The 24,843-nt window shown below is 61.0% G+C and carries 25 protein-coding genes; 12 read left to right on the top strand and 13 right to left on the bottom strand.

Translation table 11 applies throughout. The features are described from left to right. Positions 1 to 79: 79 nt before the first annotated feature. Complete coding sequence (locus AC09SL_RS25770; RefSeq protein WP_058543593.1) at positions 80 to 1,099, bottom strand: Glu/Leu/Phe/Val dehydrogenase family protein; 1,020 nt, start codon at positions 1,097 to 1,099, stop codon at positions 80 to 82. Between the two features lie 187 nt (positions 1,100 to 1,286). Here AC09SL_RS25770 and AC09SL_RS25765 point away from each other — a divergent pair, with 187 nt between their 5' ends. Then, the gene (locus tag AC09SL_RS25765) at positions 1,287 to 2,090 is read left to right on the top strand and encodes a SirB1 family protein (protein WP_058543592.1); all 804 of its coding nucleotides are present in this window, start codon (positions 1,287 to 1,289) and stop codon (positions 2,088 to 2,090) included. A 141-nt stretch (positions 2,091 to 2,231) separates the two neighbouring features. On the opposite strand, the gene maiA is transcribed toward AC09SL_RS25765, so the two are convergent. Genes maiA through hmgA form a run of 3 tightly spaced genes read right to left on the bottom strand, consistent with a single transcriptional unit; the run spans position 2,232 to position 5,493 of the window. Further along, positions 2,232 to 2,870, bottom strand: coding sequence for a maleylacetoacetate isomerase (gene maiA / locus AC09SL_RS25760; protein ID WP_058543591.1), 639 nt, complete (start codon positions 2,868 to 2,870; stop codon positions 2,232 to 2,234). 10 nt (positions 2,871 to 2,880) lie between these two features. Continuing rightward, positions 2,881 to 4,185: a fumarylacetoacetase gene (gene fahA, locus AC09SL_RS25755; RefSeq protein WP_058543590.1), complete on the bottom strand. Its 1,305-nt coding sequence runs from the start codon at positions 4,183 to 4,185 to the stop codon at positions 2,881 to 2,883. Between the two features lie 3 nt (positions 4,186 to 4,188). Next, positions 4,189 to 5,493 (bottom strand): homogentisate 1,2-dioxygenase, encoded by a 1,305-nt coding sequence (hmgA, locus tag AC09SL_RS25750; RefSeq protein ID WP_058543589.1) that lies wholly within the window; start codon positions 5,491 to 5,493, stop codon positions 4,189 to 4,191. A 152-nt stretch (positions 5,494 to 5,645) separates the two neighbouring features. Here hmgA and AC09SL_RS25745 point away from each other — a divergent pair, with 152 nt between their 5' ends. Further along, complete coding sequence (locus tag AC09SL_RS25745; protein ID WP_058543588.1) at positions 5,646 to 6,467, top strand: IclR family transcriptional regulator; 822 nt, start codon at positions 5,646 to 5,648, stop codon at positions 6,465 to 6,467. Here the strand turns inward: AC09SL_RS25745 and AC09SL_RS25740 are convergent. The 4 genes from AC09SL_RS25740 to AC09SL_RS25725 all read right to left on the bottom strand — a co-directional run bounded on the left by AC09SL_RS25740 (position 6,432) and on the right by AC09SL_RS25725 (position 13,313). Further along, entirely contained in the window at positions 6,432 to 7,133 is a 702-nt protein-coding gene (locus AC09SL_RS25740) for a hypothetical protein (RefSeq protein WP_058543587.1), read from the bottom strand. The genes AC09SL_RS25745 and AC09SL_RS25740 overlap by 36 nt on opposite strands. Before the next feature lie 128 nt (positions 7,134 to 7,261). After that, the gene (locus AC09SL_RS25735; protein ID WP_058543586.1) at positions 7,262 to 9,814 is read right to left on the bottom strand and encodes a helix-turn-helix transcriptional regulator; all 2,553 of its coding nucleotides are present in this window, start codon (positions 9,812 to 9,814) and stop codon (positions 7,262 to 7,264) included. Positions 9,815 to 10,129: 315 nt separating this feature from the next. Beyond that, positions 10,130 to 11,497: a DUF1329 domain-containing protein gene (locus tag AC09SL_RS25730; protein ID WP_058543585.1), complete on the bottom strand. Its 1,368-nt coding sequence runs from the start codon at positions 11,495 to 11,497 to the stop codon at positions 10,130 to 10,132. 22 nt (positions 11,498 to 11,519) lie between these two features. Then, positions 11,520 to 13,313: a DUF1302 domain-containing protein gene (locus tag AC09SL_RS25725; protein ID WP_058543584.1), complete on the bottom strand. Its 1,794-nt coding sequence runs from the start codon at positions 13,311 to 13,313 to the stop codon at positions 11,520 to 11,522. A 436-nt stretch (positions 13,314 to 13,749) separates the two neighbouring features. Between AC09SL_RS25725 and AC09SL_RS25720 the strand changes: the two genes are divergently transcribed. After that, a complete protein-coding gene (locus AC09SL_RS25720) occupies positions 13,750 to 14,028 on the top strand; it encodes a hypothetical protein (protein ID WP_155742088.1) in 279 nt (92 codons plus the stop codon). A gap of 3 nt (positions 14,029 to 14,031) precedes the next feature. On the opposite strand, the gene AC09SL_RS25715 is transcribed toward AC09SL_RS25720, so the two are convergent. The 4 genes from AC09SL_RS25715 to AC09SL_RS25700 form a co-directional block, all read right to left on the bottom strand. Further along, positions 14,032 to 14,943: an SDR family oxidoreductase gene (locus tag AC09SL_RS25715; protein ID WP_058543582.1), complete on the bottom strand. Its 912-nt coding sequence runs from the start codon at positions 14,941 to 14,943 to the stop codon at positions 14,032 to 14,034. Positions 14,944 to 15,177: 234 nt separating this feature from the next. Beyond that, positions 15,178 to 16,080, bottom strand: coding sequence for an alpha/beta fold hydrolase (locus AC09SL_RS25710; RefSeq protein WP_058543581.1), 903 nt, complete (start codon positions 16,078 to 16,080; stop codon positions 15,178 to 15,180). Beyond that, positions 16,080 to 16,862, bottom strand: a complete 783-nt coding sequence (locus AC09SL_RS25705) for a class II aldolase/adducin family protein (protein WP_058543580.1) — start codon at positions 16,860 to 16,862, stop codon at positions 16,080 to 16,082. Before AC09SL_RS25705 ends, AC09SL_RS25710 begins: the two co-directional genes overlap by 1 nt. 136 nt (positions 16,863 to 16,998) lie before the next feature. Beyond that, complete coding sequence (locus AC09SL_RS25700; RefSeq protein WP_058543579.1) at positions 16,999 to 17,454, bottom strand: flavodoxin; 456 nt, start codon at positions 17,452 to 17,454, stop codon at positions 16,999 to 17,001. 153 nt (positions 17,455 to 17,607) lie between these two features. Here AC09SL_RS25700 and AC09SL_RS25695 point away from each other — a divergent pair, with 153 nt between their 5' ends. Next, complete coding sequence (locus AC09SL_RS25695; protein ID WP_058543578.1) at positions 17,608 to 18,081, top strand: PAS domain-containing protein; 474 nt, start codon at positions 17,608 to 17,610, stop codon at positions 18,079 to 18,081. A 54-nt stretch (positions 18,082 to 18,135) separates the two neighbouring features. Then, positions 18,136 to 18,741: a hypothetical protein gene (locus tag AC09SL_RS25690; protein WP_058543577.1), complete on the top strand. Its 606-nt coding sequence runs from the start codon at positions 18,136 to 18,138 to the stop codon at positions 18,739 to 18,741. On the opposite strand, the gene AC09SL_RS25685 is transcribed toward AC09SL_RS25690, so the two are convergent. Then, on the bottom strand, positions 18,738 to 19,697 hold the full coding sequence (locus AC09SL_RS25685) for a MerR family transcriptional regulator (protein WP_058543576.1): 960 nt from the start codon (positions 19,695 to 19,697) through the stop codon (positions 18,738 to 18,740). The genes AC09SL_RS25690 and AC09SL_RS25685 overlap by 4 nt on opposite strands. A gap of 222 nt (positions 19,698 to 19,919) precedes the next feature. Between AC09SL_RS25685 and AC09SL_RS25680 the strand changes: the two genes are divergently transcribed. The 7 genes from AC09SL_RS25680 (at position 19,920) to AC09SL_RS25650 (ending at position 24,668) form a co-directional block, all read left to right on the top strand. Beyond that, positions 19,920 to 20,480 (top strand): antibiotic biosynthesis monooxygenase, encoded by a 561-nt coding sequence (locus AC09SL_RS25680; protein ID WP_058543575.1) that lies wholly within the window; start codon positions 19,920 to 19,922, stop codon positions 20,478 to 20,480. A 234-nt stretch (positions 20,481 to 20,714) separates the two neighbouring features. Beyond that, positions 20,715 to 21,425: a dihydromonapterin reductase gene (gene folM / locus AC09SL_RS25675; protein ID WP_058543574.1), complete on the top strand. Its 711-nt coding sequence runs from the start codon at positions 20,715 to 20,717 to the stop codon at positions 21,423 to 21,425. A gap of 20 nt (positions 21,426 to 21,445) precedes the next feature. Next, complete coding sequence (gene folE, locus AC09SL_RS25670) at positions 21,446 to 22,006, top strand: GTP cyclohydrolase I FolE (protein WP_003205453.1); 561 nt, start codon at positions 21,446 to 21,448, stop codon at positions 22,004 to 22,006. Next, complete coding sequence (folX, locus tag AC09SL_RS25665) at positions 22,007 to 22,387, top strand: dihydroneopterin triphosphate 2'-epimerase (protein ID WP_014340149.1); 381 nt, start codon at positions 22,007 to 22,009, stop codon at positions 22,385 to 22,387. A gap of 97 nt (positions 22,388 to 22,484) precedes the next feature. After that, positions 22,485 to 22,781 carry a DUF1244 domain-containing protein gene (locus AC09SL_RS25660; protein WP_003205454.1) on the top strand — a complete coding sequence of 99 codons (297 nt, stop codon included), beginning with the start codon at positions 22,485 to 22,487 and terminating at the stop codon, positions 22,779 to 22,781. Next, positions 22,774 to 23,112 (top strand): HopJ type III effector protein, encoded by a 339-nt coding sequence (locus AC09SL_RS25655; protein WP_058543573.1) that lies wholly within the window; start codon positions 22,774 to 22,776, stop codon positions 23,110 to 23,112. The genes AC09SL_RS25660 and AC09SL_RS25655 overlap by 8 nt, the downstream gene beginning before the upstream one ends. 305 nt (positions 23,113 to 23,417) lie before the next feature. Continuing rightward, positions 23,418 to 24,668 (top strand): 2-aminoadipate transaminase, encoded by a 1,251-nt coding sequence (locus tag AC09SL_RS25650; RefSeq protein WP_058543572.1) that lies wholly within the window; start codon positions 23,418 to 23,420, stop codon positions 24,666 to 24,668. Positions 24,669 to 24,843: the final 175 nt, after the last annotated feature.

The raw sequence follows: 24,843 nt of genomic DNA, 5'->3' as shown, positions 1-24,843 counted from the left end.
AGTTCCTACACAGCTCCTACACAGTTCCTACACAGCTTCTGCGCAGCCCGGCAGGAGCAAGCTCTGGGCACTTTGATGTTTAACGGTACAGCAAACGCTCCGCCAGCTCATCGGCCACCCGGGCCGGTGAGCGCTTCTCCGCCTGGGCGTGGGCAAAGACCTCTGTGAGCCGGGCACCGATCTTCGACAAGTGCGCGGTGATCGTCGACAGTTCTTCTCCGCGATGCTTCAGGGCGACGTAGATCAGGCCGCCGGAGTTGATCACATAGTCCGGCGCATAGAGGATTCCACGTCTTTCCAATTGGTCGGCCACCTGCAGGTTGCTCAACTGATTATGGGCCGAGCCGGCAACGGCCGAGCAGCGCAGTTGCGCCACGCTTTGGCTGTTGAGCACCCCGCCCAGCCCGCAAGGAGCAAGGATGTCGCAGGGGGTGCTGAGCAACGCGTCGTTGGCGATCGGATGAGCGCCCAGTTGCTCCATCGCCAATTGCACCTTGCCAGGGTCGATGTCGCTGACCAGCAGCTCGGCACCCGCCGCGTGCAGTTGTTCGGCCAGGGCATAACCGACATTGCCCAGGCCCTGGATCGCCACCCGCAGGCTTTCGAGGTTATCGCTGCCCAGACGGGCCATGGCAGTGGCACGGATGCCGGCAAATACCCCCATTGCCGCGTGGGGGGCGGGGTCTCCCGAGGCGGTGGTGCTGGTGACGTGGCGAGTCTGCTGGGCGATGCAATCCATATCGGCCACCGACGTGCCGCTGTCGATGGCTGTGATATAGCGACCGTCCAACTGCTCGATACAGCGACCAAAGGCTTCGAACAACGCCGCCCGACTCTCGACATGGGCCGGGCGCATGATCACCGCCGCCCCGCCGCCGACGGGCAAGCCGGCCAATGCCGCCTTGTAGCTCATGCCCTGGGCCAGGCGCACAGCGTCAGCCACGGCACTTTCGTCGTCGGGGTAGGCAAGATAACGACAGCCCCCCAGGGCGGGCCCCGGACGACTGCAATGAATGGCAATCACCGCCTTCAACCCGGTTGCCGGGTCTACGCTTAGGTGCAGCGATTCAAGGCGGGAGCTTTGCATGAGAGCAAACATCGAAAGGCTCCCGAATCACTTTTGTTTGTTTCGCCAGTATAGGCGTGCGGTCAAAATTTGCTGGAGCACGCCGGAATAAGTCGCCGGGGTTGTCAGTCTATTTCGGCATAACCTGTTACCGCCTCTGCCCGAGGCTGGACGAAAACCCATGGCAGGATTAAAACGGGAACATAGCCCGGAGAGTTTGATGAAACCGCGCCAAGCTTTTTTTGATTGTCTGCACCGCTCACCGCCGGCACTGTTCGAAGCGGCGCTGTGGATCGCTGCCGAACACGATCGCGAGGTCGACGTACCGGCCTTGCTGAAGGATTTCAAAGAACTGCAACAGCGCGTCAGCCACGACCTGCCGATGCTGCCTGTCAGCGAACTGGGCCAGCCTTTGCTGCGACAGCTCAATGACCTGGGCTTCGCCCAAGACGACTTCACGCCCTTGCGGCCACGAGCGGCGTTGCTGGACAAAGTCCTGGCACGCAAGCGCGGGCAGCCCCTGGCCCTCGGGCTGATTGCCCTGGAACTGGCCCGAAGCCTGGAAATTCCGATGGTCGGTGTCAATTTCCCAGGGCATTTCCTGTTGAAGGTGCCCGGCGCCGATCACCTGCTCGATCCCTGCGGCGGCCGCCGGTTGTACCCCAATGACTGCCGGGAACTGCTACAGCGCCAATACGGCGCGAACATGCCACTCAAGGCTGAGCACCTGCTCAACGCCGAGCCGACGCAGATGCTGCAGCGCCTGTCGCGCAACCTGCGTCAACTGCACCTGGCGAACGACGATTACATCGCAGCCCTGATCGACGCCGAACGGGTACTGGAACTGGGCAACGCCAGCGCCGCCGACTACCTGGCCCGCGCCAGCCTGTATCAACGACTCGATTGCCCCAACGCCGAACGCTTCGACCTGGAACATGCCCTGATGCTCAGCGACGATCCGATCCAGCGCATCCGGCTGACGGAGCGGCTGGGGCATTTGCCGCCGAATTCGGTTGTGCATTGAGCGGTTGCAGGCGAGCAGATTCAAGTTGCTTATTGAATCGCCATCGCGAGCAAGCTCGCTCCCACAGTTGACCCGAGTGTACGCAGATCAAATGTGGGAGCGAGCTTGCTCGCGATGGCGATGGAACGACCTACATCAATATCAAGTAGGGGTATCCGGCTGATTCGCCGGATGCGCCTGTTGGAACGCCGCATGCCCGGCTGCCAACGTCGCAACACGACGGATCCGCGGATACGCCAGCAACGAAACATTGAACCGCTCGGCGGCGTACAACTGCGGGATCAGGTACACGTCCGCCAGCCCCGGCGCCGCACCGAAGCAATAGCCGTCGTCGCCAATCAACTGCTCCACCGCCGCCAATCCCTGGCTGATCCATTGCCCGATCCACTCCGTCACCTGCGTTTCATCGTGGCCCCACTGCCGCAGTTTGTTGAGCACGCTGACGTTGTGCAGGGGGTGAATATCGCAACCGATCAGCGCGGCGACGCCACGCTCGTGGGCGCGTACCGCCAGGTCGGCGCTGAGCAGCGGCACTTGGGGATAACGCTCCTCCAGGTATTCGATGATGGCGGGCGATTGCACCAGCAACGCGCCCTCATCGGTACGCAGCGCCGGCACCCGGCCCTGGGGGTTGATCGCCAGATAGGCCGGCTGGCGATGCTCGCCCCCAGGCGCAGCGATCAGATTAACCGGCAAGGCCTGGTAATCCAGGCCCTTGAGCGCCAACGCAATGCGCACCCGGTAGGACGAGGTGGAACGGTAGTAGGTATAGAGTTCCATGCCCTGCCCCTCAACGTGCCGGCAGGATCTTGCCCCGGCACTCGCCGAAACCGATGGAGGCGAAACCCTCGCGGCGGCAACGGGCGCGCAAGATGATTTCGTCACCGTCCTCAAGGAATCGGCGCACTTCGCCAGACGCCAGTTCGATCGGTTTTTTACCGCCTTCGGTGATTTCCAGCAGACTGCCGAATTGATGGTTTTCAGGGCCTGACAAGGTGCCCGAGCCAAACAGGTCGCCGGCCTGCAACTGGCAACCGTTGACACTGTGGTGCGCAACCATTTGCGCCACGGTCCAGTACATGTACTGGGTGTTGCTCAGGGTCAGGCGCTGGGGAGGCAGGTTTTGCTCGACCATGGCCTCGGTCAGCAACAGCACCTCCAGTTCGATATCGAAGGCACCGCCGGCCTGGTCACGCTTGTCCAGCAGGTACGGCAGCGGTTGCGGATCGCCTTCCGGGCGCGCCGGTTGCGGGCGACGGAACGGTTCCAGGGCTTCAGCCGTTACCACCCACGGCGAAATACTGGTCAGGAAACTCTTCGACAGAAATGGCCCCAAAGGCTGGTATTCCCACGCCTGGATATCCCGGGCCGACCAGTCGTTGAGCAGGCAGAACCCGCCGATGTGCTCGGCGGCATCGCCGATAGGGATCGGTTCACCCAGGGCATTACCCTTGCCGATCCAGATGCCCAGCTCCAGCTCATAGTCCAGACGCGCACACGGGCCGAAGGTCGGCTCGGCCTGGCCGGCCGGCAGGGTCTGGCCCTTGGGACGGCGCACGTCGGTACCGGACGGGCGAATGGTCGAGGCGCGACCGTGGTAGCCGATGGGGACGTATTTGTAGTTGGGCAGCAATGGATTGTCGGGGCGAAACAACTTGCCGACATTCTGCGCGTGCTCGATACCAACGTAGAAGTCGGTGTAGTCGTTGATCCTGGCCGGCAGGTGCATTTGGCAGTCGGCAGCGAGCAGCAGCAGTTTCGCGCCCTGGGCTTCGACCTTGCCACGCAGGGGGCTGTCCTCGCGCAGCAGTTCCAGCAGTCGTTCACGCAGGGCAGCCCGGGCGCCGCGGCCCAGGTCGAAAAACCCATTCAACTGGCCGTCGGCCATGGCTTCGACGGCTCGACGTGCCGCGCCGTCAAACAAACCTGCATGCAGCGCCGCCTGCAGGTCGAAAATCCGCTCGCCAATCGCCACGCCGCTGCGCAGGGCACCGCCATCGACACTGAAGATACCCAATGGCAGGTTCTGCAACGGGAAGTCGGCGTGGCCGTTGGCGCTGGCGACCCAGCTACGGGCAGGGGAAAGTTGAGTCATGGGTTATCTCCGGGTCGGGTCGAACGTGACAGGCAGCGAGGCCCAACATGCATCGTAGTCGGTTTGCAGTTGCGGACAGTCCAGGGCGAAACGGCTTGGACGCAGCACCTGGCTGGTCTCGAACATGAACGCCATGGTGTTGTCGATTTTTGCCGGCTGAAGATCGGCGTTGATCGCCTTGGTACAGGTCTCGCCGTCCGGGCCATGGGCGCTCATGCAACTGTGCAAGGACGCGCCGCCCGGCAGGAAACCTTCGGCCTTGGCATCGTAGGCGCCCTGGATCAGGCCCATGAATTCGTTCATCAGGTTGCGGTGGAACCACGGTGGACGGAAGGTGTTCTCTGCCACCATCCAGCGTGGCGGGAAAATCACGAAATCGAGGTTGGCCAGGCCGTGAACGCTGGTGGGCGAGGTCAACACGGTGAAAATCGATGGGTCCGGGTGATCGAAGCTGACCGTGCCCATGGTGTTGAAACGGCGCAGATCATATTTATACGGCACGTTGTTGCCGTGCCAGGCCACCACATCGAGGGGCGAATGATCCAGCTCGCACCCCCACAACTCACCGAGGAATTTCTGCACCAGGGTGGTCGGTTGCGCGAGGTTCTCGTAATGGGCGACCGGCGTCAGGAAGTCACGCGGGTTCGCCAGGCCATTGCTGCCGATGGGGCCGAGGTCCGGCAGGCGCAGCGGCGCGCCATGGTTTTCGGCGAGGTAACCACGGGCCTGCGGGTCGAGCAGTTCAATGCGAAATTTCAGGCCCCGGGGCAGCACGACGATTTCCAGCGGTGCCAGTTCCAGCACGCCCAACTCCGTGGCGATCCGCAGCCGTCCCAGTTGCGGCACGATCAGCCATTCACCGTCGGCATTGAAAAACACTCGCTTCATGGAACGGTTGGCCCGGTACTGATAAAGGCTGATGCCGGCCGGTTTGTCCGCACCGGCATTGGCCGCCATGCACACCAGCCCGTCGATGAAGTCGGTGGACTCGGCAGGAATCTCCAGCGGGTTCCAACGCAGGCGATTAGGCGTGACGTCGCCCAATGGGCCGCCCGCCAATTGCCGTTCGAGCTTGGTGAAGGCCGGGTGATTGGCCGACGGCCGGATGCGATACATCCAGGTACGCCGCGCTTCGCTGCGGGCCATGGTGAACGCCGTGCCGGAGAACAACTCGGCATAGAGACCGTACGGGGCTTTCTGCGGCGAGTTCTGGCCGACGGGCAAGGCGCCGGGCAAGGCTTCGCTGGCAAATTCGTTGCCAAAGCCTGATTGGTAAGCCAGGTCCGACGCTGGGGAATCGAGGTTCATGGAGCCTCCAGGGAATGCGGCCCGTCACTCAACGGAGTGGTTGAGGCGCACCGGGTTATTTTTATCGTAATTCGATTACGCATAACGTAATTTGCTCGACAGCGACCGTCAAGCTATAAAGACGCCCATTCGCCTCTGGACCCAGCGCCTCCATGGAAATCCCGCTCAGCAACGGTAAACAGAAAGTCCGCTCGGCCGAAGTCGGCACCGACATCCTCAAGGCCCTGGCTGAACTATCGCCCTCCACGTCGCTGTCGCGGCTGGCCGAACACGTGCAAATGCCGGCGAGCAAGGTTCATCGGTATCTGCAGGCCTTGATCGCCAGCGGGTTTGCCGAGCAGAACGCCGCCACCAACCACTACGGCCTGGGCCGCGAGGCCCTGCGCGTAGGCCTGGCAGCGCTCAACGGCATGGACGTGCTGCAAGTGGCCGCCCTGCCCCTGGCCGAATTGCGCGACGACTTGAACGAAACCTGCTTCCTGGCGGTGTGGGGCAACCATGGCGCGACCGTGGTGCGTATCGAACCCGCCGTACGGGCCGTGACCGTGGTGACGCAACTGGGTTCGGTATTGCCACTGCTCAGTTCGTCCACGGGGCTGGTGTTCAGCGCTTATCTGCCGGAGCGCGAGACCATCGGCCTGCGCGAGCAGGAAGTGCAAGGCACCGAGCATCACGCCCTCGCCGACGACCGCGCTTATGCCGCGTTGTGCGAGCAGATTCGCAGTCGCGGCCTGCACCATGTGCATGGCTTGCTGATGCCAGGCGTGGATGCCTTGTCCGCCCCGGTATTCAATGCCGTCGGCGAGGTGAAAGCGGTGATGACGATCGTTGGACCGACCTCGCTGTTCCACGCCGACGAAAACGGCCCGGCGGCGCAACGCCTGTTGGCGGCGACCCGGGCCGTGAGTTGGCGGATGGGGTATGAAGCGAGTCCAGGATCAGCCCAGGAAATCCGGGACAATCTTGATCAGTAAATCGTTGAGGTGAGCGGGGGCCAGCCGCGGATGGAGATGACGTTCTTCGCCGCTGAAGGCAACCATATAAATAGCCTGGTGATCACCTTGGCAATGATAGGGAATATCGTTATTGCTGAAATGGTCCAGTAGATAGTCGACCAACCGCTGAGAAGACGACACCACTCGCTCACCCGTGTCATGGTGTATAAAGCCAGTGATATAGACTTTATCCAGATCGACTTCGGGCAAGTGCACTTTCAATGCGCCATGAACGTCCTCGGCGGACAATGGCATGATGGATCGCCAGGATAAATCCATCGACGGTTTTTCAGTCAGGCTGGTGACAATGTCCGCTACGATTTTTTCAAACGCTATCAAACTCAATGCCTTGATACGGTCTTGCGCGGCAAAGGAATAACGCTTGCTGAAAATATTACTGGCGCCTTGCGTATAGTGGGGCATCTGTTGTTTTTCAACCCAGGCCATCGCCTCATCGAACAGGGTTTCGGACGATTCCACTTCAGGATTCGCAAAGGCCGCCAATGTATTCAGGTAAGTGCTGAGCGGGTTGACGCCCGACGCCTCCAGATAACGCCCCAACAACACCTGCACGGCAAAATCCACGCGAGTACGCTTCAGTGCGAGCAGTTTTTCAGAGTAAGAAGAAAATAACTGAGTGTTCATAAACATCCTTGTCATGTCATGGTCGAACTTCCTGTTCGATCCGTCGACTCAGTTATACATCAGCCAAGCCCATTACTGTAAAAAGACAAATGTAAGAACGCGTAAAGACGGCCACCCTTTTTTTCAAACTAACTCATCACCCCCATGACTTTCGCTTTCGCGACCGCTTGTGTACGCCGTTGTACCCCCAACTTGCTATGTATTCGACGCGCATGGGTTTTTACTGTGTGCAACGATATGAACAGCTGTTCGGCAATCTGTTGGTTTGAATGACCTTGTGCAATCAACTCCAGCACTTCAAGTTCCCGGTGACTGAGCAAGGTATCTTCGGCGCCAGGGGCCCGCGGTTCGATGGGCTCAGCTGACTGCGTCCAGTGCAACAGCTCAGGTTGGCGCAAACGCAACTCACGCAAGGCTTGCTGAGCCCGATAACAGGCAACTCGTTTGAGGCCCTCTTGCAGGAGCGCGTGAACCTGGCAACGATCGCTGGACAACCAGACCACTTCAACCAGCGCCAGTTGCAATTCGGTTTCCAGCCCATGCATTTCCAATTGCTGCGCCTGGGCGATCATGGCCTCCAGGCGGGCCTGCGGGTCCCGCTCCCGATGCAGGTAGACCTCGGCCAGCACCAGCAGATATTCCAGGCGCGGAATCAACTCCAGTGTCGCAGGCGGCGCGTGCTTGGCCTGCGGCCCGCGAAAATGCCGCAACACCCGGGTCAAGGCTTCATGGGCCAGTTCCGGACGTCCTTGCTGCAACCAGAATTGACAGCTGGTTTGCAGTAACACGCCGCGGTACACCGTGTCGGGGATGTGCCGCTGCTGCATGATCCGCTCGGCATCGCGCAGCTGCATGAACGCTTCAGCGTAATCACCTTGGTTGGCGGCCAGGGTCGCTTTACCGAGAAAGCCATAAAGCACTTGTTTGTCCTGGCTAAGCAGACCGGTTTCCAGGCCGGTTTGAAACTGCTCGGCGGCCAACTCGTCAAACCCCATGCGCATTGCCAGACGCCCGCGCCGCAGGGCGATACGTCCCGACAACGCCGAAAAATCCTGGCCAGGCTTATCAAGCAATGCCAGGACTGCGCTCAGCAGATGATCGGCCCGATGGGGAGCCCCACGCTGTTCCAGCACTTGGGCGTGATCCAGTTCCAGCAGCCCTTCAAACACCAGCGAGCCATGGGCCCGCGCCAGGCATAACGCCTGCCGGTTGATCCACTGGGCAGAAGCCAGTTCCCCCTTGAGCAGCGCTTGCTGCGTCAGCCCTGACAGGCACAGCAGCCGTAAGGCCCAGGCTTCTGGTTCCAGGCTGGCCTGGGCCTGGAGGAAATGCTCGCGTGCCGGTTCGCCATCGCCCGAGAGATGCAGCAGCCACCCCCGCAAGACCTGCCAGCGCGCCAGCACCTGTCGCTGCTGGCAGGCCTGGGGTTGCGGCACGAACCTGGCCAATTGCTCGATGCACGCCGAAGCCTGATCGAAGCGCCCGGCGAACAGCAGGGCCGCAGTCACCAACCCGACCGACTGTGGCGTGCCGAGCATCAACGCTTCACCTTGCTGGTCATGCAGGTTCAGCAACAGCACCACGTTGTTGCGCTGCAATACGTGCTCGAAGTTCAGGTGCTGTAAAAAGCTGACGGCGTTCTCAAACTCTTCGGCCAACATGGCTTGCTCGAATGCCATCTGCCAGTCCTGCTCGGCGGCGAACCACTGGCAGGCCCGCCGATGCCAGGAGCGCCCCTGCGGCCAAGGCTCCTCACGTACCAGCCGGGCCAGGGCCGGGAAGATCTGCAACCAGTCCGACGTCTGCTCCCATGGCTCGATGAAACATCCCAGCTCCAGCAACAAAGGCAGGCATTGCGCGCCTACGGTGTCGCCGAACAGATGCTCGCACAGCCGGGCATTGAAGCGCGGCAGATGCGCCAGCACGCGCCAGGCCTGCGCCAGATCCAGGGTCAGCGTGCTGAACAGCTCGTACTCCAGGTAGTCGACCAAGGTCCCCGGCCGTCCCGGCGTTGCATGACTGCGCGCCCATTCGCAGCGCTCCAGCAGCGTGATGCGCACCCCGGCACACCAGCCGCCACTGCGCTGAATCACCTCGCGGGCAGTGCGGGCAGCCTGGGGGCCGGGCAGATGACGCAGCAATGGCAGGATATCGTCAGGGGTGAAGAACAACGCCTGCGCATCGAACTCGTGCAACTCGTCGTCGAGCAACAGCCGCGGCCAGTTGCAGTGGGGACGGCGGCGGCCATTGAGCCACAGGTGCAACGCAGGACTGCTGCTGTTCAACAGACGATCGAGCAACTGGTCCAGCTCGGGATTCGGCACCCGGCAGTAATCATCCAGAAACAACCAGGTGGGTGCCTGCAAACGCGCCAGGTGGGCCAGCAGTCCCGCTTCATCCAGCATCGGCAGCCCGAGGGCCTGGGCCAGGCGCTCGCACATTTGCACCGCGTTCAACGCCGCGCCGCCCAGTGGCAACCAATGCAGCCGACACCCGTCAGGCGCCTGCAGGAAACACTCGGCGAACAGCGCACTCTTGCCACTGCCCGCTGGCGCGCAGAGCAGTTTTACCCGCGCTTCGGAAGTCAGCAGCGGCTCGCTCAGGGACCGCCGCGGCACGTGCGTCGAGGACAGGCGGGGCAGCAATCCTGGACGGTCCGGACACGGGGTCATGGCGGTCATGTGTGAAGATCCTGTTTATTGTTATTTCACCACCCTAGTCCTGTGTCGCCGAGCTTTGGAGAAGTATTCAGCGCGCTGATTGGCGCCCATAAAAAAACGACCGGCAGGAGCGCTGCCGGTCGTTAACAAATCTCAAGCCAGAGCTTGCTTGCGCTGGCCGTAGGAGCTGCCGAAGGCTGCGAGCTTTTGATCTTTCGCTTTAGATGCAAGTGTCTTTGGAAAGATCGCAGCCTCGTTGCACTCGACAGCTCCTACACAGTTCCTACACAGCTCCTACATCCCAGCAGGGCCAAGTTCCATCGCTGCGGGTCCTCTCTATCGAACCCCGGTCGAACGCAGCGCTGCCGGTGTGTAGTCGGCGGCCCTGGCTTCGAAGTCGTACTCGTAGCTGTGTCTCTCTTCGTTCTTCATGCCCAGCGCGATGTAGCGGCCGGCGATGATGTCGTAGAGCGCCTCGAGGGTGTAGCCCGGGTTCTGATGGTCGTAGTAGAACTGGGCATGCCCCTCGGCCACCCGCCACAGTTGGCCGCGACCGTCGTAGTGATCCACCAGCGCCGCCTGCCAGCTGTCCTCGTCGAAGTACATGTGGCGCTTGGCATAGATGTGCCGCTCGCTCGGCTTGACCGTGCCGACCACTTCCCAGACCCGGTGCAACTCATAACGAGTCAGGTCCTGGTTGATGTGGCCGGCCTTGATCACATCGTCGTACTTGAGGCTTGGCGAATCGAGCTTGTAGCTGTTGTAAGGAATATACATTTCCTTCTTGCCGATCAACTTCCAGTCGTAGCGGTCCGGCGCACCGGAAAACAGGTCGAAGTTGTCGGAGGTGCGCAACCCATCGGCGGCGGTGCCCGGGCCGTCGTAGGCCACTTGCGGAGCACGACGCACGCGACGCTGGCCGGCGTTGTAGATCCAGGCCAGGCGCGGCTCCTTCACCTGATCGAGGGTTTCATGCACCAACAGCACGTTGCCGGCCAGGCGCGCCGGGGCGGTGACCGACTGCTTGAAATAAGTCAGCACGTTGCTGGCCTTTTCCGGGTCGGCATCCTTGATCAGGAACGGCACGGCGATTTCTTCTTCGAAACGGATCGGCGTGAAGCTGCCATTGGTCTGCGGTGTGGCCTGGGTGATGACACGTCGCAGATTGCCACCGTGATAGCGAGTGATGTGGTTCCACAACACTTCAACGCCGCTCTTGGGAATCGGGAAGGCGTAGTAGCGGTTGCCGGTGAAATTGGCCAGGCCATTGCCGTCATTGATGGCGTTCACGTTGAGGGCGCTACGCTTGGCCGCCTCGTAGATCTCCGGCGGCAGGCCCACGCTGCGATGCGTCGGGTAGACCGGGATCTTGTAGGTCTCTGGGTAGCGCTTGAACATCGCGACCTGGCCTTCGGACAGCTTGTCCTTGTACTGGTCCACGGTCGCGGCGGTGATGGTGAACAGCGGCTTTTCATTGGCGAACGGGTCGGCCAAAAAGCCCTTGCTGTCCACGGCACCGGCGTTTTTCGGGATGCCGCCGGTCCAGGCCGGAATCGAGCCATCGGCATTGCCGGCTTTTTCCGCGCCCAACGGCGTAAGGCTGGTACCCAGTTTGTTCGCTTCCTCCGGCGAGACCGCCGCCATCACGTTCGCGGCCAGCAGGCTCAGGGCCAGGGCACCGCATTGCAGGATCATCTTGCGCATTGGGTTTTCCTTGTCAGCCAGATCAGAAGTTCACGCCGAAGCTCAACGCGAGGAAATCGCGGTCTTCGAGAACGTTGTAATCGCCGCCAAAAAAGTCGGTGTAGCTCAGGCTGGCGGTGTAGGTGTTGCGGTAGTCGGCATCGACACCGACGCTGATAGCCTTGGCACCTTCGTTGAACAAACCGTTGGGACCATAGCCGGCCACGTCGTGGGACCAGGAGACGTTGGGCTTGAAGTTCACCCCGCCGATCACGTTGGCGTAGTCGAGAATCGCCCGGGCGCGATAACCCCAGGACGTCGAGGTAACGAAGCCATCGGTGTCGCCATTGAACCCGTACTGGCCATAGACAGAATCGCGGCCGTAACGCAGCTTGTCCTTGGACTCCAGCCCGCCGACGTGCACCACCGCCGCCTCACCCACCAGCGTCAGGCGTTCGGCGCCCAGTACCTGATCGACAAAATGCGTCAGGGTGCTCTGGACCTGGGTGATTTCCTTGCGCCGGTAACCGGTATTGTCCGCCCCGGCCGAGGTCGCGATGGGTGAAGCCGCGCCTCCGGCAATCGGGTTGAGCAGCGCCAGGGTCAGGTCGTTGGTGTTGAGCTGTACCGGTGCATTGGGGCGATAACTGATTTCCCCGGTCCATGCGGTGCCGGTGGGCAGCGTAGTGGCGAAACTGGCACCGTACAGGCGAATGTCTTCGGGGTATTCAAGGTAATACTGCCCGCGTCCCAGCATCACGCTTTGCGCCAGCCCCGCACCGCTACCGGGGGCCAGCCCATTGGCAATCGCAACCATTGCGGGCAACGCCGCCAGCGTCGAGAGCCCCGCCGTGGTGGTCCCGACGGTAGGCGTGCGGCTGTGGTAGTTCATGAAGTACAGGCCGTATTCGGTGTCATCGCCGAGCCAGCGCAGCGCGGTGCCCCACTGGCCGGAGTCACGGGCATCGCGGTCGCCACCGCGAGCAATGACAACGCCTTCGTCATTCACCTGGATGCCTTGGCCAAAGGCCTGGGTCAGGGGTACGAATGGCGCAATCGCCGGGCTGCCTACGGTGTAGCCACTGGTGCAACCATCGGCCACCACATCGTTACCGAAGAACGTGCCGCAGTTATCCACCACCGTCTGGTCCCACTCCAACTGGTAGAAACCTTCGATGGTGAGCTTGTCGGTCAGGCCCTGGGACGCGAACAGCATGTTCACCGGGATCAGACCTTCCTTGATCTCCGCACCGGGGCGACGGAACGCGGACACGTCCACCGGGTTGATGCTGTTGATGGAGTTGCCGATGAAAGTACTTTCCCCCCAACTGACCACCTGCTTGCCGGCGCGCACGGTGCCCGGCAAATCGGCGATGGAATAGTTGTGATAGACGAAGGCATCGAGAATCTGCGCGCCTGACGACTTGGCGCCTTCCTTGCGATTGCTGTCGCTGATGTCCTTGAACGGACGGCTTTCGTCCTTGAGTTCGAAGTCATACCAGTACTTGCCCCGCACGAACACGCCGGTATCGCCGTACTTGAGTTCGAGGTCGTGCAGGCCTTTGAAGATTTTGGAAAAGGTCTCGCCCTTCTTGAAATTCAACCGCCCATCATCACCGGTGGAGGATTGCCCCCGACCGCCGTTGACCGTGCCGATCAAGTCCTTGTCGGCATCGCGCATGCCCCAGCTTGCGCCCACGGACAGCGACGAATCGAACTGACCCTCGATCTCGCCAATGTTGAATGAAACGGCCTGCGCCTGGGCACAGCAACCCAAGGCCACCGCAGCGGCCAGCGCCTGCGGCTTGAAGATGGCGCGCATTGTTATTGTTGTCATGCGTCTTCCCCGGTGAGTGACAGAGCCTTCACCCTACTGCCGCACGCTATAGGCGATAAGCGCACCAAGGAGGTATTCGCGCTGTACCTAAAAAGGATTACAGCCCATGCGAGGCGGGCCTTTGCGCGGCGCATGGATGGACTGGATGATGGGTCATCAGCGCCGCGCATACTCATGCCCGGCCTTCGACTGTTACGCGCCCTGCAACGGTGCATGTCTGGATACGGGCTGTTTCCCGCAAGGCTCGATGCCTATGCTTGCCGGGCTTTCAGGGTAACGGGCCTGCAAGCACTAGCCTCATGGCATCCCTCATGCCTGGCGCACCGTCTTCGGATGGATTGGCGTATCGGTCCATCATCCCGTGTGTACCGACGTTGGTTTGTAGCTCCTTTGCAACGTCACGCTTAGGCCGCTGCTTTTTGCAGCGGCCTTTTTTATGTGGAAAGCCAGCGCGCCTGACATGCGGGGACGAGAAGTTGGGGGGGGAAATCGAGATAACCTGAACGAAGCCTTGAAAGGCGCTTCAGCGCCCTGCCCGATCAACCGGCAAATCGAGCCGATCGAAAGGCTGGCCCTGGTCTTCCAGCAGCACGTCCATCCGCAGAAATATGACGGTGTGATGGATATCGAAACCGCCGCGAAGCGGGCGGCCCTGGGAAAGGTATTGTCCATGAGCGCGGTTGCCGCAGCTGACGGCAACCGGCCCGGGCAATGAGGCTTAGATGGCGTAGCGTTGCAGGTTGGCCATCATTTCTTTCAAGGCTTCCAGGTTGTCGTTCGGGTGCACGGCATTTTCAAAGTCGCAGATCTGCTGCCAATGGGCGGCGACGTCTTCAGGCGAAAACCCTTTGCGCGGATCGAAGCCCGCCCCCAGGCTGCGCTCCCAGCGCACCTTGCCCATCCAGCCGCCGCCCACTTCGAACAAGCCGGAGGTTTCCTGGCAGGTCTCGCTGGCCAGGTACACCACCAGCGGGCTGACGAGTTCGGGCTTGAGTTGTTCGAATACCTGCGGCGGGATCAGGCCTTCGGTCATGCGGGTGCCGCCAGTGGGGGCGATGGCATTGACCAGGATGTTGTTCTTGCGGCCTTCGATGGCCAGGGTCCGGGTCAGGCCATAAAGGCCGAGCTTCGCCATGCCGTAGTTGGATTGGCCGAAGTTGCCGTAGATGCCGGAGGTGGAAGCGGTGAAGATCACCCGCCCATAGTTCTGCTCACGCAGGTGCGGCCACGCGGCGCGGGTTACCTTGTAGGCGCCCTCGACGTGGACACGGTAGACCAGGTCCCAATCGGCGTCGTCCATCTTGTGGAACGTCTTGTCCCGCAGGATCCCGGCATTGTTGACCACCACATCGACGCGACCGAACGCATCGAGCGCGTTTTGTACCAGCTTGTCGCCATCGGTCACCGAGTCGTGGTTGGCCTCGGCGATGCCGCCCGCCTCACGGATTTCGGCGACCACCCGGTCTGCTGCCGAGGCGTTGGCCCCTTCCCCTTGAGCCGAGCCACCCAGGTCGTTGACCAGCACTTTCGCCCCTTGTCTGGCGAACAGCAGCGCATGGGCGCGCCCCAGGCCACCGCCGGCTCCGGTGACGATCACGACTTTATCTTCGAAGCGCACAGACTCACTCATGGCAGAACTCCAGCAGGCGGATAGGACAATGGGCATGAGTGTCCGGCACAAGTCGGCCGGTCACAATCAACACGGTTGCAAGTGAATGGTGGCCGATAAGGTGAGGGGATGATGCAGGCCCAGGCCACAATTTCCGGCACCGCTATCACGAGCAAGCTCGCTCCCACAAGGGATTTGCAGTGGAATGCAATCTCGTAAACACCCGCTCCCACAGATTGCTGCCGTGCCAAGTCGTCATGAACAGGCCATTTGTCGGCGCGGCGCGGCGATGGCTTCGCGAAACGCCAGGTAATGCTCGAGCACCTGCACCGGCGCCTCGGTATGCGGGTAGTGACCGATGTCGGGCAACAACACCGTGTCTGGGTTTGGAATCAGGGCTTCGTAGCGCGCCACCATGTGTTTACCGGAAATCGGGTCGACTGCGCCGTCGATCACCCGCAACGGCACGTCGCCGCGCTGCATCGCCTGTACCCAGCGATCACGCTGCACACGACGTTCGGGAATATAGGCGATGAGCTTGTGCATGATCCGCGGGCCACGATTGGCTTCTACCAGGCTCCAGAAATCATCCAGCTCGCTTTCAGTGGGGCCGGTGCCGGGGCCGAAAATCTGCCGGAAACTGCTGACCAGACTTTCCCGGGAGAACGCCCGCCCCAGCAGCCACCCCAGGGGGCTGAGCAAGAGTTTCTGGGCCCAGACCGGATGATGGGTTTCCGGGAACAGGCCGCCATTGAGAAAGACGCAACTGGCCAGGTGGATGCGTGCTTCGTAATGCCGTGCCAGCAGCTCCTGGGCCACGCTGTCACCGTAATCGTGGGCCAGCACATGCAGCGCCCCCCTCACATTCAGGTGCGCCAGCAAGGCCTGTTGCAGATCGGCCTGCTCCAACAGGCTGTAGACGTGATCCGTCGGTTTGGCGGAGTCGCCGAAACCGAGCATGTCACAGGCGATCACCCGGTAGCGTTGCGCCAACGGTTGCCAAAGGTAATGCCAATCCCAACTGGCGGTGGGAAAACCGTGGATCAGCAGCAGCGGCTCGCCCTGCCCGGCCACCCAGTAACGGATGGCATGGCCACGGAACATGAATATCTGGCTGCGCTGGCGCCAGATACGCAGGGGAATCTGGGCCAGGGCCATCAACTTCTATACCCAGCGTCTTGCTGATCGAGCTTGCGCAGCAACGCCGGCCAGGCCAACGCGCCGCCCATGCCTTGGGCGCTTTTGGTCACCCCGGCGATCATCGCCCGGGCGCCGGCCAGGATCTGCGGCTCGATGGCAATCAGTTCGGCCCCGCCGCTCTGCGCCATGACCTGGATGTCACAGGCACGTTGAAAGGTGAACATCATCAGGAAGGTATCGGCGATGGTCCCGCCGCAGGTCAGCAGGCCATGGTTGTGCAGCATCAGGAAGTTGCTCTCGCCCAGGTCCGCCTGCAGGCGAGCCTTTTCTTCGTGATTCAAGGCCACCCCTTCGTAGGCGTGATAGGCCAGGCTCGACAGCACGAACAGCGATTGCTGACTGATCGGCAGCACCCCCTGCTTCTGGGCCGATACCGCCACGCCAGCGGCGGTATGGGTGTGCAGCACACAGGCCACATCATGGCGCACCTCATGCACCGCGCTGTGGATGGTGTAGCCGGCCGGGTTGATCTCGTAGGGGCTGTCCATCAACTTGTTGCCGGCCTGATCGACCTTGACCAGGCTCGAGGCGGTGATTTCATGGAACATCATCCCGAACGGGTTGATCAGGAAATCCTCGGTACCGGGAACCTTCGCCGAAATATGGGTGAAGATCAGGTCATCCCAACCATGCAACGCGACAAGCCGATAACAGGCGGCAAGGTCCACCCGGGTCTGCCATTCGGCCGCACTGACCTGATCCTTGATGCTGAGTGTCGTTTGGATGGGTGCTACGCTCACGGCTCTGACCTCTGGTTTCTTGTTATATGTCTCGATCGAAACGTCATACGCAAGAAAATCAGTCTAGTCAGCTCTTCCAGAGGCGGTAGTTGCATTGGCAGCCAGCTTACTGGCCGAACGAGTCAGCGCATCCGCGTCAAGGTCGCAGCGTATCGACCAACTCAGCGAGCCACGGCTCGGCGTCGGTTTCCGGCGTGACGCTTTCGCTGGCATCCAGACGCAGCATCGGCAGCACCTCACGTACACCCAATTCGACGAACAGCTCGCGCATCTGCTCGCCGCCGGCGCAGAAGGTATCCCCATAGCTGGCGTCACCCAGGCCGATCACCGCGCCAGGCAAACCGCGAAAGAACCCGGGCAACTGATCGCGGATAATCGAATACAACGGCATCAAATTGTCCGGCAACTCGCCCATGCCGGTGGTAGAAGTCACTGCCAGTACGGCCTCTGGCGCGAATTCCTGCACATCCGCCAGGGTCGCACGAGGGTTGTGCCAGGTTTCAAAGCCTGCTTCGCGAAGCAGTTTGGCGGCGTGCCGGGCGACTTCTTCGGCGGTGCCATACACCGAGCCGGAAAGAATGGCGACTTTCATCAATCTGATCCTGAACCTGAAAAAAGAGCCGGGATAGTAACAGTTGCACCTGTCAGGCTGCGAATGGCTCTCAACGGCCCTAATGGCCAGTGGACAGCCTATCGATTTCTTTTAGAATGCTGCTCCTACAAGGACGTTCAAAGGATTATCCCCATGATCAACGCTCAACTGATGCAACTGGTCATCAACGCTTCGAACGACGGGATTGTCATCGCCGAAAAAGAAGGCGAAGACAATATCCTGATCTACGTGAACCCGGCCTTCGAACGATTGACCGGTTATCACCGCGACGAGATCCTTTACCAGGATTGCCGGTTCCTGCAATCGGGTGATCGGGACCAGCCCTCGCTGGAGCCCATTCGCAAAGCCTTGAAAGAGGGTGGCGCCTGTCGCGAGGTGCTGCGCAACTACCGCAAGGACGGCACGCCGTTCTGGAATGAGTTGTCACTGTCCACGGTCAAAAACCAGGCTGACGGGCATACCTATTTCGTGGGAGTGCAAAAAGACGTCACGATCCAGGTCAAGGCCCAACAACGTGTCGCCCAGCTGGAAAAGGAACTGGCCGAAGCGCGGGAGACCATTGCCCGGCTTGAAGCGACGAACGGTTCAAACAAAACCACGAATTAACGGTCAGTCACTACAATCACCAGTGAACACGTAAATAATCATTTCGAGCAGATCATGCAGCGCGATGCCCTCCTGACGCAGGATGAACTTGATTTCATCCGGACCATGCAACACAACCCGCAGTTGAACGAGCGGGATGTCACGTCGAGCTTGCTGGTTAACGGTGGGTCGCAGATTCGTGACTTGCTGACACGTCTGGCGGCAAATGAGCAGGTTACGCTGCAAGCCAATTTCGAAAACCAGCAAATGACCTTTCCGCTGCATCTGGTGGAAGACGAATTCCATGCGATGCACCTGCGCCTGGGTGTGCCGAGCATCTACGAGGACGGACCGAAGATACGCCCGTGGCGCCTGACGCTCGAAGAGCCGGTGGCGCTGGAAAATATCAAGGGGCAGCCGGGACCGTTGTGGGTCCACGAAGTCTCCTGCAAGGGCGTCTTGCTGCAAAACCACAGTCGCGCCAAGCCGCCGAAGCAGTTTGCCTTGTGGTTCAGCCCATCAGGCTACGAGAGAATTTCGTTGCGAGGCACCTTTGAACGGGAAACCGATCGCGGTCTGTTTGCCTACCACCTGAGCCAGAATGACCAGGACGAGACGGAGCGTCTGCGCCAGTACATCCTGCAGCAACACCGCCTGACCCATCCGACCATGCATCTCTAAGTATCCAGGTTGCCTGCCAGAAATTGACGCAGGCGCTGGCGCATCACTGTCCCCTCATTGCCCAGGCAACCGATTGACGACCCCGTCAGGCTTTCCTGCGCCAAGTCGGATGCATCACCAGCGAGCATCAACGGACAGTCCAGGCTCATCGCCAACTTGCCCAGGCGCTTGGGCAGGTCTGGAGCTGGCGCATGATTGGAAACCAGCACCAATGCCACAGGCTGGACCTTCTGGCACACCAGGGTCAGTTCCTCGAACGGCAGACCGATGGACAACAGCCTGACGCCCACCTCCGCCTTGGACAGGAACAGCGCCGTAACCAGCAACTCCAGCTCATGGCAATGATCGGCAATCGCGCAGACCAGCACACGCGGGGATGCACCTTCGCGCTTGAGCAAAAGCCGTTGGATAATGCGTGAACGCAGGAAACCGTCGAAAAACACCCATTCACTGATCTGCCCGAATTCCGGTTGGCGATGCAGCAGTTGTCGCCAAAGCGGCATCAGGATGTCCTGGAAGACGATCGGCACGGTGTAGGTGGAAAAGACCTGCCCGTAGACGCGATCCAGCTCCACATCGTCAAAGTTGCTGACCGCGTCCGCCACCTGTTGTTGCCAACGGGCATGATCGGCCCTGATCAGATCGGATGAGATCAGCGTGGAGACCGGTTGCACCGACTCGGTCTTGGCCAGGATCTTTCCCACCTTGCTGACGGCCACCCCGCGTTCTATCCATGCCAGGATGCTGCGCACCTTTTCGATATCGCCCAACGAATACAGGCGGTGCCCACTTTCGGTGCGGGTGGGCTGGATCAAACCATAGCGCCGCTCCCAGGCGCGCAGGGTCACGGGGTTCACGCCGGTCATGCGCGCGACCTCCCGAATGGGAAACAGGTCTTCCCGTTTCAAGGCACTTGATGCCTGGAAAACAAAGCCATCTTCTGTGATTGCACTCATTTTGGCAGACAATTCCGGCTGGCAAATTGGATCCCAGTTTACTCCCCCCAAGACATGTCATGACAAGGACAAACGTATTCGATACGCGGTTTTGTTGATTGATGTGCAATCGGGAATAATCCTTGCCTGCTTTTTTGGCGACCAGACGCTACCCACCACCCCGGGGCGTCTCCCCGCGAACCTCCTACCCGGAGTGCCGTGCCTGTCTTACGGAGATACATAATGTCTACCTCACCCGTCACCTTGATGGTTGCCCGCCGCGTCGCCAATGGACGCTATCAGGATCTGATCGCCTGGCTGCGCGAAGGCGAACAACTGGCAACCGACTTTCCCGGCTACTTGGGTTCCGGCGTTCTCGCGCCACCGCCCCAGGACGATGAATTCCAGATCATCTTCCGTTTTGCCGACGAGCAGACGCTGCATGCCTGGGAATACTCTGCCTCCCGCACGGCCTGGCTGGGACGGGGCAGCGAGCTGTTTGCCCATCCCTCCGAACACCGGGTGCGGGGCATCGATGGCTGGTTCGGCGCGGTCGGCCAACGTCCGCCACGTTGGAAACAGGCCGTGGCCATCTGGCTCGCGTTCTTTCCCGTGTCACTGTTGTTCAATTTCCTGTTGGGGCCGCTGCTGGGCGAACTGGGCCTATTGAGCCGCGTGCTCATCAGCACGCTGATCCTGACACCACTGATGGTCTACCTGTTCATCCCATTGTCGACCCATCTGCTGGCGAACTGGCTCAATGGTGCGCCGCCGCGGGCGTTACCGGCTACGCAGAATCATTGATGTCGCCAGCCTGCGCATTGATCGCTGTGGGAGCCTCGGCTTCATGGGCGACAAAAAACCTGTGGGAGCGAGCTGCTCGCGATGAGGCCGGTATATCCACACCAGATGTTGCCCGTCAGTCCGCTATCGCGAGCAAGCTCGCTCCCACAGGGGAACTCTGGATTCACCTTTGTACATAGGAGGCGCCCCGCGTCGCTGTTATAGTTTTGCTCTTGCCGTGAACCGAGCCATCCTATGTCCAGCGCCATCGCTCCGATCCTGATCACTGGCGCAGCCCAGCGCGTCGGCCTGCATTGCGCCCGGCGATTGCTGGAAGACGGGCAACCGGTGATCGCAACCTATCGCACCGAACGCCCCGGCGTGCAGACGCTGCGGGACCTGGGCGCGGTCATGTTGTTTGCCGACTTCTCCAGCGAAGCGGGTATCCTGGCCTTTATCGAACAACTCAAGCAGCACACCGACCGGCTGCGGGCCATCGTACACAACGCCTCGGCCTGGCTGGCCGAAGACCCAGGCAGCGAAGCGGCGGCCTTCAACGCCATGTTCGGCGTGCACATGCTTGCGCCTTACCTGATCAACCTGCACTGCGCCGAGTTGCTGCAGCGCTCGACCCCGGCGGATATCGTGCACATCAGCGATGACGTCACCCGCAAGGGCAGCGCCCGGCATATCGCTTATTGCGCCACCAAGGCCGGCCTGGATAGCCTGACCCTGTCGTTCGCGGCGAAGTTCGCCCCGGCGATCAAGGTCAACGGCATCGCCCCGGCCCTGCTACTGTTCAACCCCGAAGACGACGCGGCTTATCGCGCCAAGGCCCTGGCCAAGTCCGCGCTGGGTATAGAACCTGGCAGCGAAGTGATCTACCAGAGCCTGCGTTATCTGCTGGACAACCCTTATGTCACCGGCACGACCCTGACCGTCAACGGCGGGCGGCACGTCAAATAGCCTTGTTTCGAGGATGCACCATGACGCTATCCCTGCCCCAGAACTACCGCGAGATCCTGATCGGCCTGGGGGAAAACCCCGAGCGCGAGGGTTTGCTCGATACCCCGGTCCGTGCCGCCAAGGCCATGCAGTACCTCTGCCATGGTTATGAACAAAGCGTCGAGCAGATCGTCAATGGCGCGCTGTTCGCCTCTGACAGCGATGAAATGGTGATCGTCGCCGACATCGAACTTTACTCACTCTGCGAACATCACCTGTTGCCCTTCATCGGCAAGGCCCATGTGGCTTATATTCCTACGGGCAAGGTCCTGGGGCTGTCGAAGATCGCCCGGTTGGTGGACATGTTCGCCCGCCGCCTGCAAATCCAGGAGAACCTGACCCGGCAAATCGCCGACGCGGTGCAGCAGGTCACCCAGGCCGCCGGCGTGGCGGTGGTGATCGAGGCCCAGCACATGTGCATGATGATGCGCGGTGTCGAAAAACAGAACTCGACCATGAACACCTCGGTGATGCTCGGCGCCTTTCGCGATTCCAGTACCACGCGCCAGGAGTTCCTGCAATTGATTCGACGGAGCAATTAAATGCCACAACTTCAGCCAGCCATGGCACGCATCAAGGTCAAGGACCTGCGCCTGCGCACTTTCATCGGCATCAACGAAGATGAAATCCTCAACAAGCAGGATGTGTTGATCAACCTGACCATCCTCTACGCCGCCCAGGAGGCGGTGCGCGACAACGACATCGATCACGCGCTGAACTATCGCACCATCACCAAGGCGATCATCGCCCATGTGGAAGGTAACCGCTTCGCCCTGCTCGAACGCTTGACCCAGGAATTGCTCGACCTGGTCATGGCCAACGAGTCGGTGCTGTACGCCGAAGTCGAAGTCGACAAGCCCCACGCCTTGCGATTTGCCGAATCGGTGTCGATTACCCTTGCGGCAAGCCGGGCGGCTTCGTAGCCGCTACACGCTGCAAGCGGTAAACTTCAAGCCTGATCGACACCATCCAATTTGCAGCTTGAAGCTCGCCGCTTGTAGCTGCCCGTCAGGGAACACCATGAACGACCAACAACGCCTCGAGCTCGAAGCCGCCGCTTTCCGTCGGCTGGTTGCCCATCTGGACAGCCGCAAGGATGTGCAGAACATCGACCTGATGAACCTTGCCGGCTTCTGCCGCAACTGCCTGTCCAAGTGGTACAAGGCCGCCGCCGATGAACGCCAGGTCGAGGTCAGCCTCGACGACGCCCGCGAAGTGGTCTACGGCATGCCGTACGCCGAGTGGAAAGCCCAATACCAGAAAGAAGCCAGCGCCGAACAGCAAGCGGCGTTTGCCAAAGGAAAACCCGATGCCTGACCTGAACAACCTGCGCGCCAGTCTCAAGAGCGGCGAACACCTCTTTGCCGCCACCCTGGCCTTCATCACCGCCGGCTATGACTACCACCCCCAGGCCTTCACCAACGGTGGCGTGCAAAATGCCGCCGGGCAGAACGAAGGCTCGTGCAAGACCCTGGGCCTGGCGCTGCTCGAAGGCTTGAGCGATGAAGAAGCGCTCCTGGCCTTCGGCGAACATTACCGTTCGGTGCTGGGCACGCCCGAAGGCAGCGATCACAGCAATATCCGCGCGCTGATGGCCCATGGGCTGGCCGGTGTGACGTTCCAGGCACAGCCACTGCAACGGCGCTGATCGACCTGCTTTTTGTGGCGAGGGCTCCCGCAGGACTCTGTAGGAGCTGGCGAAGCCTGCGATCTCTTGATCTTTCACTTGAGACTCAAGTGTGTACGGGCAAAGATCGCAGCCTCGCTTCGCTCGACAGCTCCTACAAGCCCAGCCCCCACAAGCTCCCTCGCCACGGGTTGCACGCCCCAAGTAAGCGGCACCTCACCACATCCCGACTTTTAAGATTGACCCGGCAACTTTATTTCGTTTGCCGGCCCCCTCTGCTCGCGGCTTAGATAACGCAAATTTCTCCTTCGTCCGAGCCGTCATCCATGAGCAGCGAAACCATCAGCCAATCGATCTCCATCGTGCATCCCGTCAGCCTCAGCCACGGCAAGAATGCCGAGGTCTGGGACACCGACGGTAAACGCTATATCGATTTTGTCGGCGGCATCGGTGTGTTGAACCTCGGCCATTGCCATCCGCGCATCGTCGAGGCGATCCGTGAACAGGCCAGCCGGCTGACGCACTACGCATTCAATGCCGCCCCCCACGCGCCCTACATTGAATTGATGGAACGCCTGGCGGCGTTTATCCCGCTGGACTACCCCGTCAGCGGTATGCTCACCAACAGCGGCGCCGAGGCGGCGGAGAACGCCTTGAAGATCGTACGCGGCGCCACGGGCCGTACCGCCGTGATTGCGTTTGATGGCGCCTTTCACGGCCGCACCCTGGCGACCCTCAACCTCAACGGCAAGGTCGCGCCTTACAAACAGAAAGTCGGCGTCCTGCCCGGGCCGGTGTATCACCTGCCGTACCCCAGCAAGGACAACGGCGTCACCGGCGAAGAAGCCTTGAAGGCCATGGAGCGGTTGTTCAGTGTCGAGATCGACGTGAATGACGTGGCCTGTTTCATTGTCGAGCCGGTGCAGGGCGAGGCCGGTTTCCTGGCGATGGACGTGCCCTTCGCCCAGACCCTGCGGCAGTTCTGCGACGACAAAGGCATCGTGCTGATCATCGATGAGATCCAGTCCGGCTTCGGCCGCACCGGCCAGCGCTTTGCATTTTCACGGCTAGGCATCGAACCGGACCTGATCCTGCTCGGCAAAAGCATTGCCGGCGGCGTGCCCTTGGGCGCAGTGGTGGGACGCAAGGCGCTGCTGGACAACCTGCCCAAGGGCGGTCTGGGCGGCACTTATTCGGGTAACCCCATCGCCTGCGCCGCCGCCCTGGCGACCCTGGATGAAATGACCGACGCCAACCTGCACGCCTGGGGCTCGCAACAGGAGGAGGCGATCGTCAGCCGCTACCAATCCTGGCGCAGTCGTGGGCTGACGCCTTATCTCGGTCGCCTGACCGGCATCGGCGCGATGCGCGGCATCGAGCTGACCCACGCCGACGGCACCCCGGCCTCGGCACAACTGACGCAACTGCTGGCCCTGGCGCGGGAATCGGGCTTGCTGCTGATGCCCAGCGGAAAATCGCGGCACATCATTCGGCTGCTGGCGCCGTTGACGACCGAGCCGGCAGTGCTGGAGGAAGGGTTGGATATTCTGGAGGCGTGCCTGGCGCGACTGTCCTGAAATGCGCTGTTCCTGACCACGCAAAAAACCTGTGGGAGCGAGCTTGCTCGCGATAGCGTCAGGTCAGCCGACATCGATGTTGACTGACATACCGTCATCGCGAACAAGCCCGCTCCCACAAGGGTTCGGTGTCCATCCGTTGATCATGTGACAGGCAGTAAAAAACCGGCCGAAG

Source organism: Pseudomonas sp. PF05 (assembly GCF_056521845.1).
Note: the sequence above shows the minus strand (reverse complement) of the source record. Positions and strands in the feature narration are given on the sequence as shown.

Coding starts and splice junctions, on each gene's coding strand:
- AC09SL_RS25770 (WP_058543593.1), bottom strand. CDS start 1,099: ATGTTTGCTCTCATGCAAAGCTCCCGCCTTGAATCGCTGCACCTAAGC.
- AC09SL_RS25765 (WP_058543592.1), top strand. CDS start 1,287: ATGAAACCGCGCCAAGCTTTTTTTGATTGTCTGCACCGCTCACCGCCG.
- maiA (WP_058543591.1), bottom strand. CDS start 2,870: ATGGAACTCTATACCTACTACCGTTCCACCTCGTCCTACCGGGTGCGC.
- fahA (WP_058543590.1), bottom strand. CDS start 4,185: ATGACTCAACTTTCCCCTGCCCGTAGCTGGGTCGCCAGCGCCAACGGC.
- hmgA (WP_058543589.1), bottom strand. CDS start 5,493: ATGAACCTCGATTCCCCAGCGTCGGACCTGGCTTACCAATCAGGCTTT.
- AC09SL_RS25745 (WP_058543588.1), top strand. CDS start 5,646: ATGGAAATCCCGCTCAGCAACGGTAAACAGAAAGTCCGCTCGGCCGAA.
- AC09SL_RS25740 (WP_058543587.1), bottom strand. CDS start 7,133: ATGAACACTCAGTTATTTTCTTCTTACTCTGAAAAACTGCTCGCACTG.
- AC09SL_RS25735 (WP_058543586.1), bottom strand. CDS start 9,814: ATGACCGCCATGACCCCGTGTCCGGACCGTCCAGGATTGCTGCCCCGC.
- AC09SL_RS25730 (WP_058543585.1), bottom strand. CDS start 11,497: ATGCGCAAGATGATCCTGCAATGCGGTGCCCTGGCCCTGAGCCTGCTG.
- AC09SL_RS25725 (WP_058543584.1), bottom strand. CDS start 13,313: ATGACAACAATAACAATGCGCGCCATCTTCAAGCCGCAGGCGCTGGCC.
- AC09SL_RS25720 (WP_155742088.1), top strand. CDS start 13,750: ATGTGGAAAGCCAGCGCGCCTGACATGCGGGGACGAGAAGTTGGGGGG.
- AC09SL_RS25715 (WP_058543582.1), bottom strand. CDS start 14,943: ATGAGTGAGTCTGTGCGCTTCGAAGATAAAGTCGTGATCGTCACCGGA.
- AC09SL_RS25710 (WP_058543581.1), bottom strand. CDS start 16,080: ATGGCCCTGGCCCAGATTCCCCTGCGTATCTGGCGCCAGCGCAGCCAG.
- AC09SL_RS25700 (WP_058543579.1), bottom strand. CDS start 17,454: ATGAAAGTCGCCATTCTTTCCGGCTCGGTGTATGGCACCGCCGAAGAA.
- AC09SL_RS25695 (WP_058543578.1), top strand. CDS start 17,608: ATGATCAACGCTCAACTGATGCAACTGGTCATCAACGCTTCGAACGAC.
- AC09SL_RS25690 (WP_058543577.1), top strand. CDS start 18,136: ATGCAGCGCGATGCCCTCCTGACGCAGGATGAACTTGATTTCATCCGG.
- AC09SL_RS25685 (WP_058543576.1), bottom strand. CDS start 19,697: ATGAGTGCAATCACAGAAGATGGCTTTGTTTTCCAGGCATCAAGTGCC.
- AC09SL_RS25680 (WP_058543575.1), top strand. CDS start 19,920: ATGTCTACCTCACCCGTCACCTTGATGGTTGCCCGCCGCGTCGCCAAT.
- folM (WP_058543574.1), top strand. CDS start 20,715: ATGTCCAGCGCCATCGCTCCGATCCTGATCACTGGCGCAGCCCAGCGC.
- folE (WP_003205453.1), top strand. CDS start 21,446: ATGACGCTATCCCTGCCCCAGAACTACCGCGAGATCCTGATCGGCCTG.
- folX (WP_014340149.1), top strand. CDS start 22,007: ATGCCACAACTTCAGCCAGCCATGGCACGCATCAAGGTCAAGGACCTG.
- AC09SL_RS25660 (WP_003205454.1), top strand. CDS start 22,485: ATGAACGACCAACAACGCCTCGAGCTCGAAGCCGCCGCTTTCCGTCGG.
- AC09SL_RS25655 (WP_058543573.1), top strand. CDS start 22,774: ATGCCTGACCTGAACAACCTGCGCGCCAGTCTCAAGAGCGGCGAACAC.
- AC09SL_RS25650 (WP_058543572.1), top strand. CDS start 23,418: ATGAGCAGCGAAACCATCAGCCAATCGATCTCCATCGTGCATCCCGTC.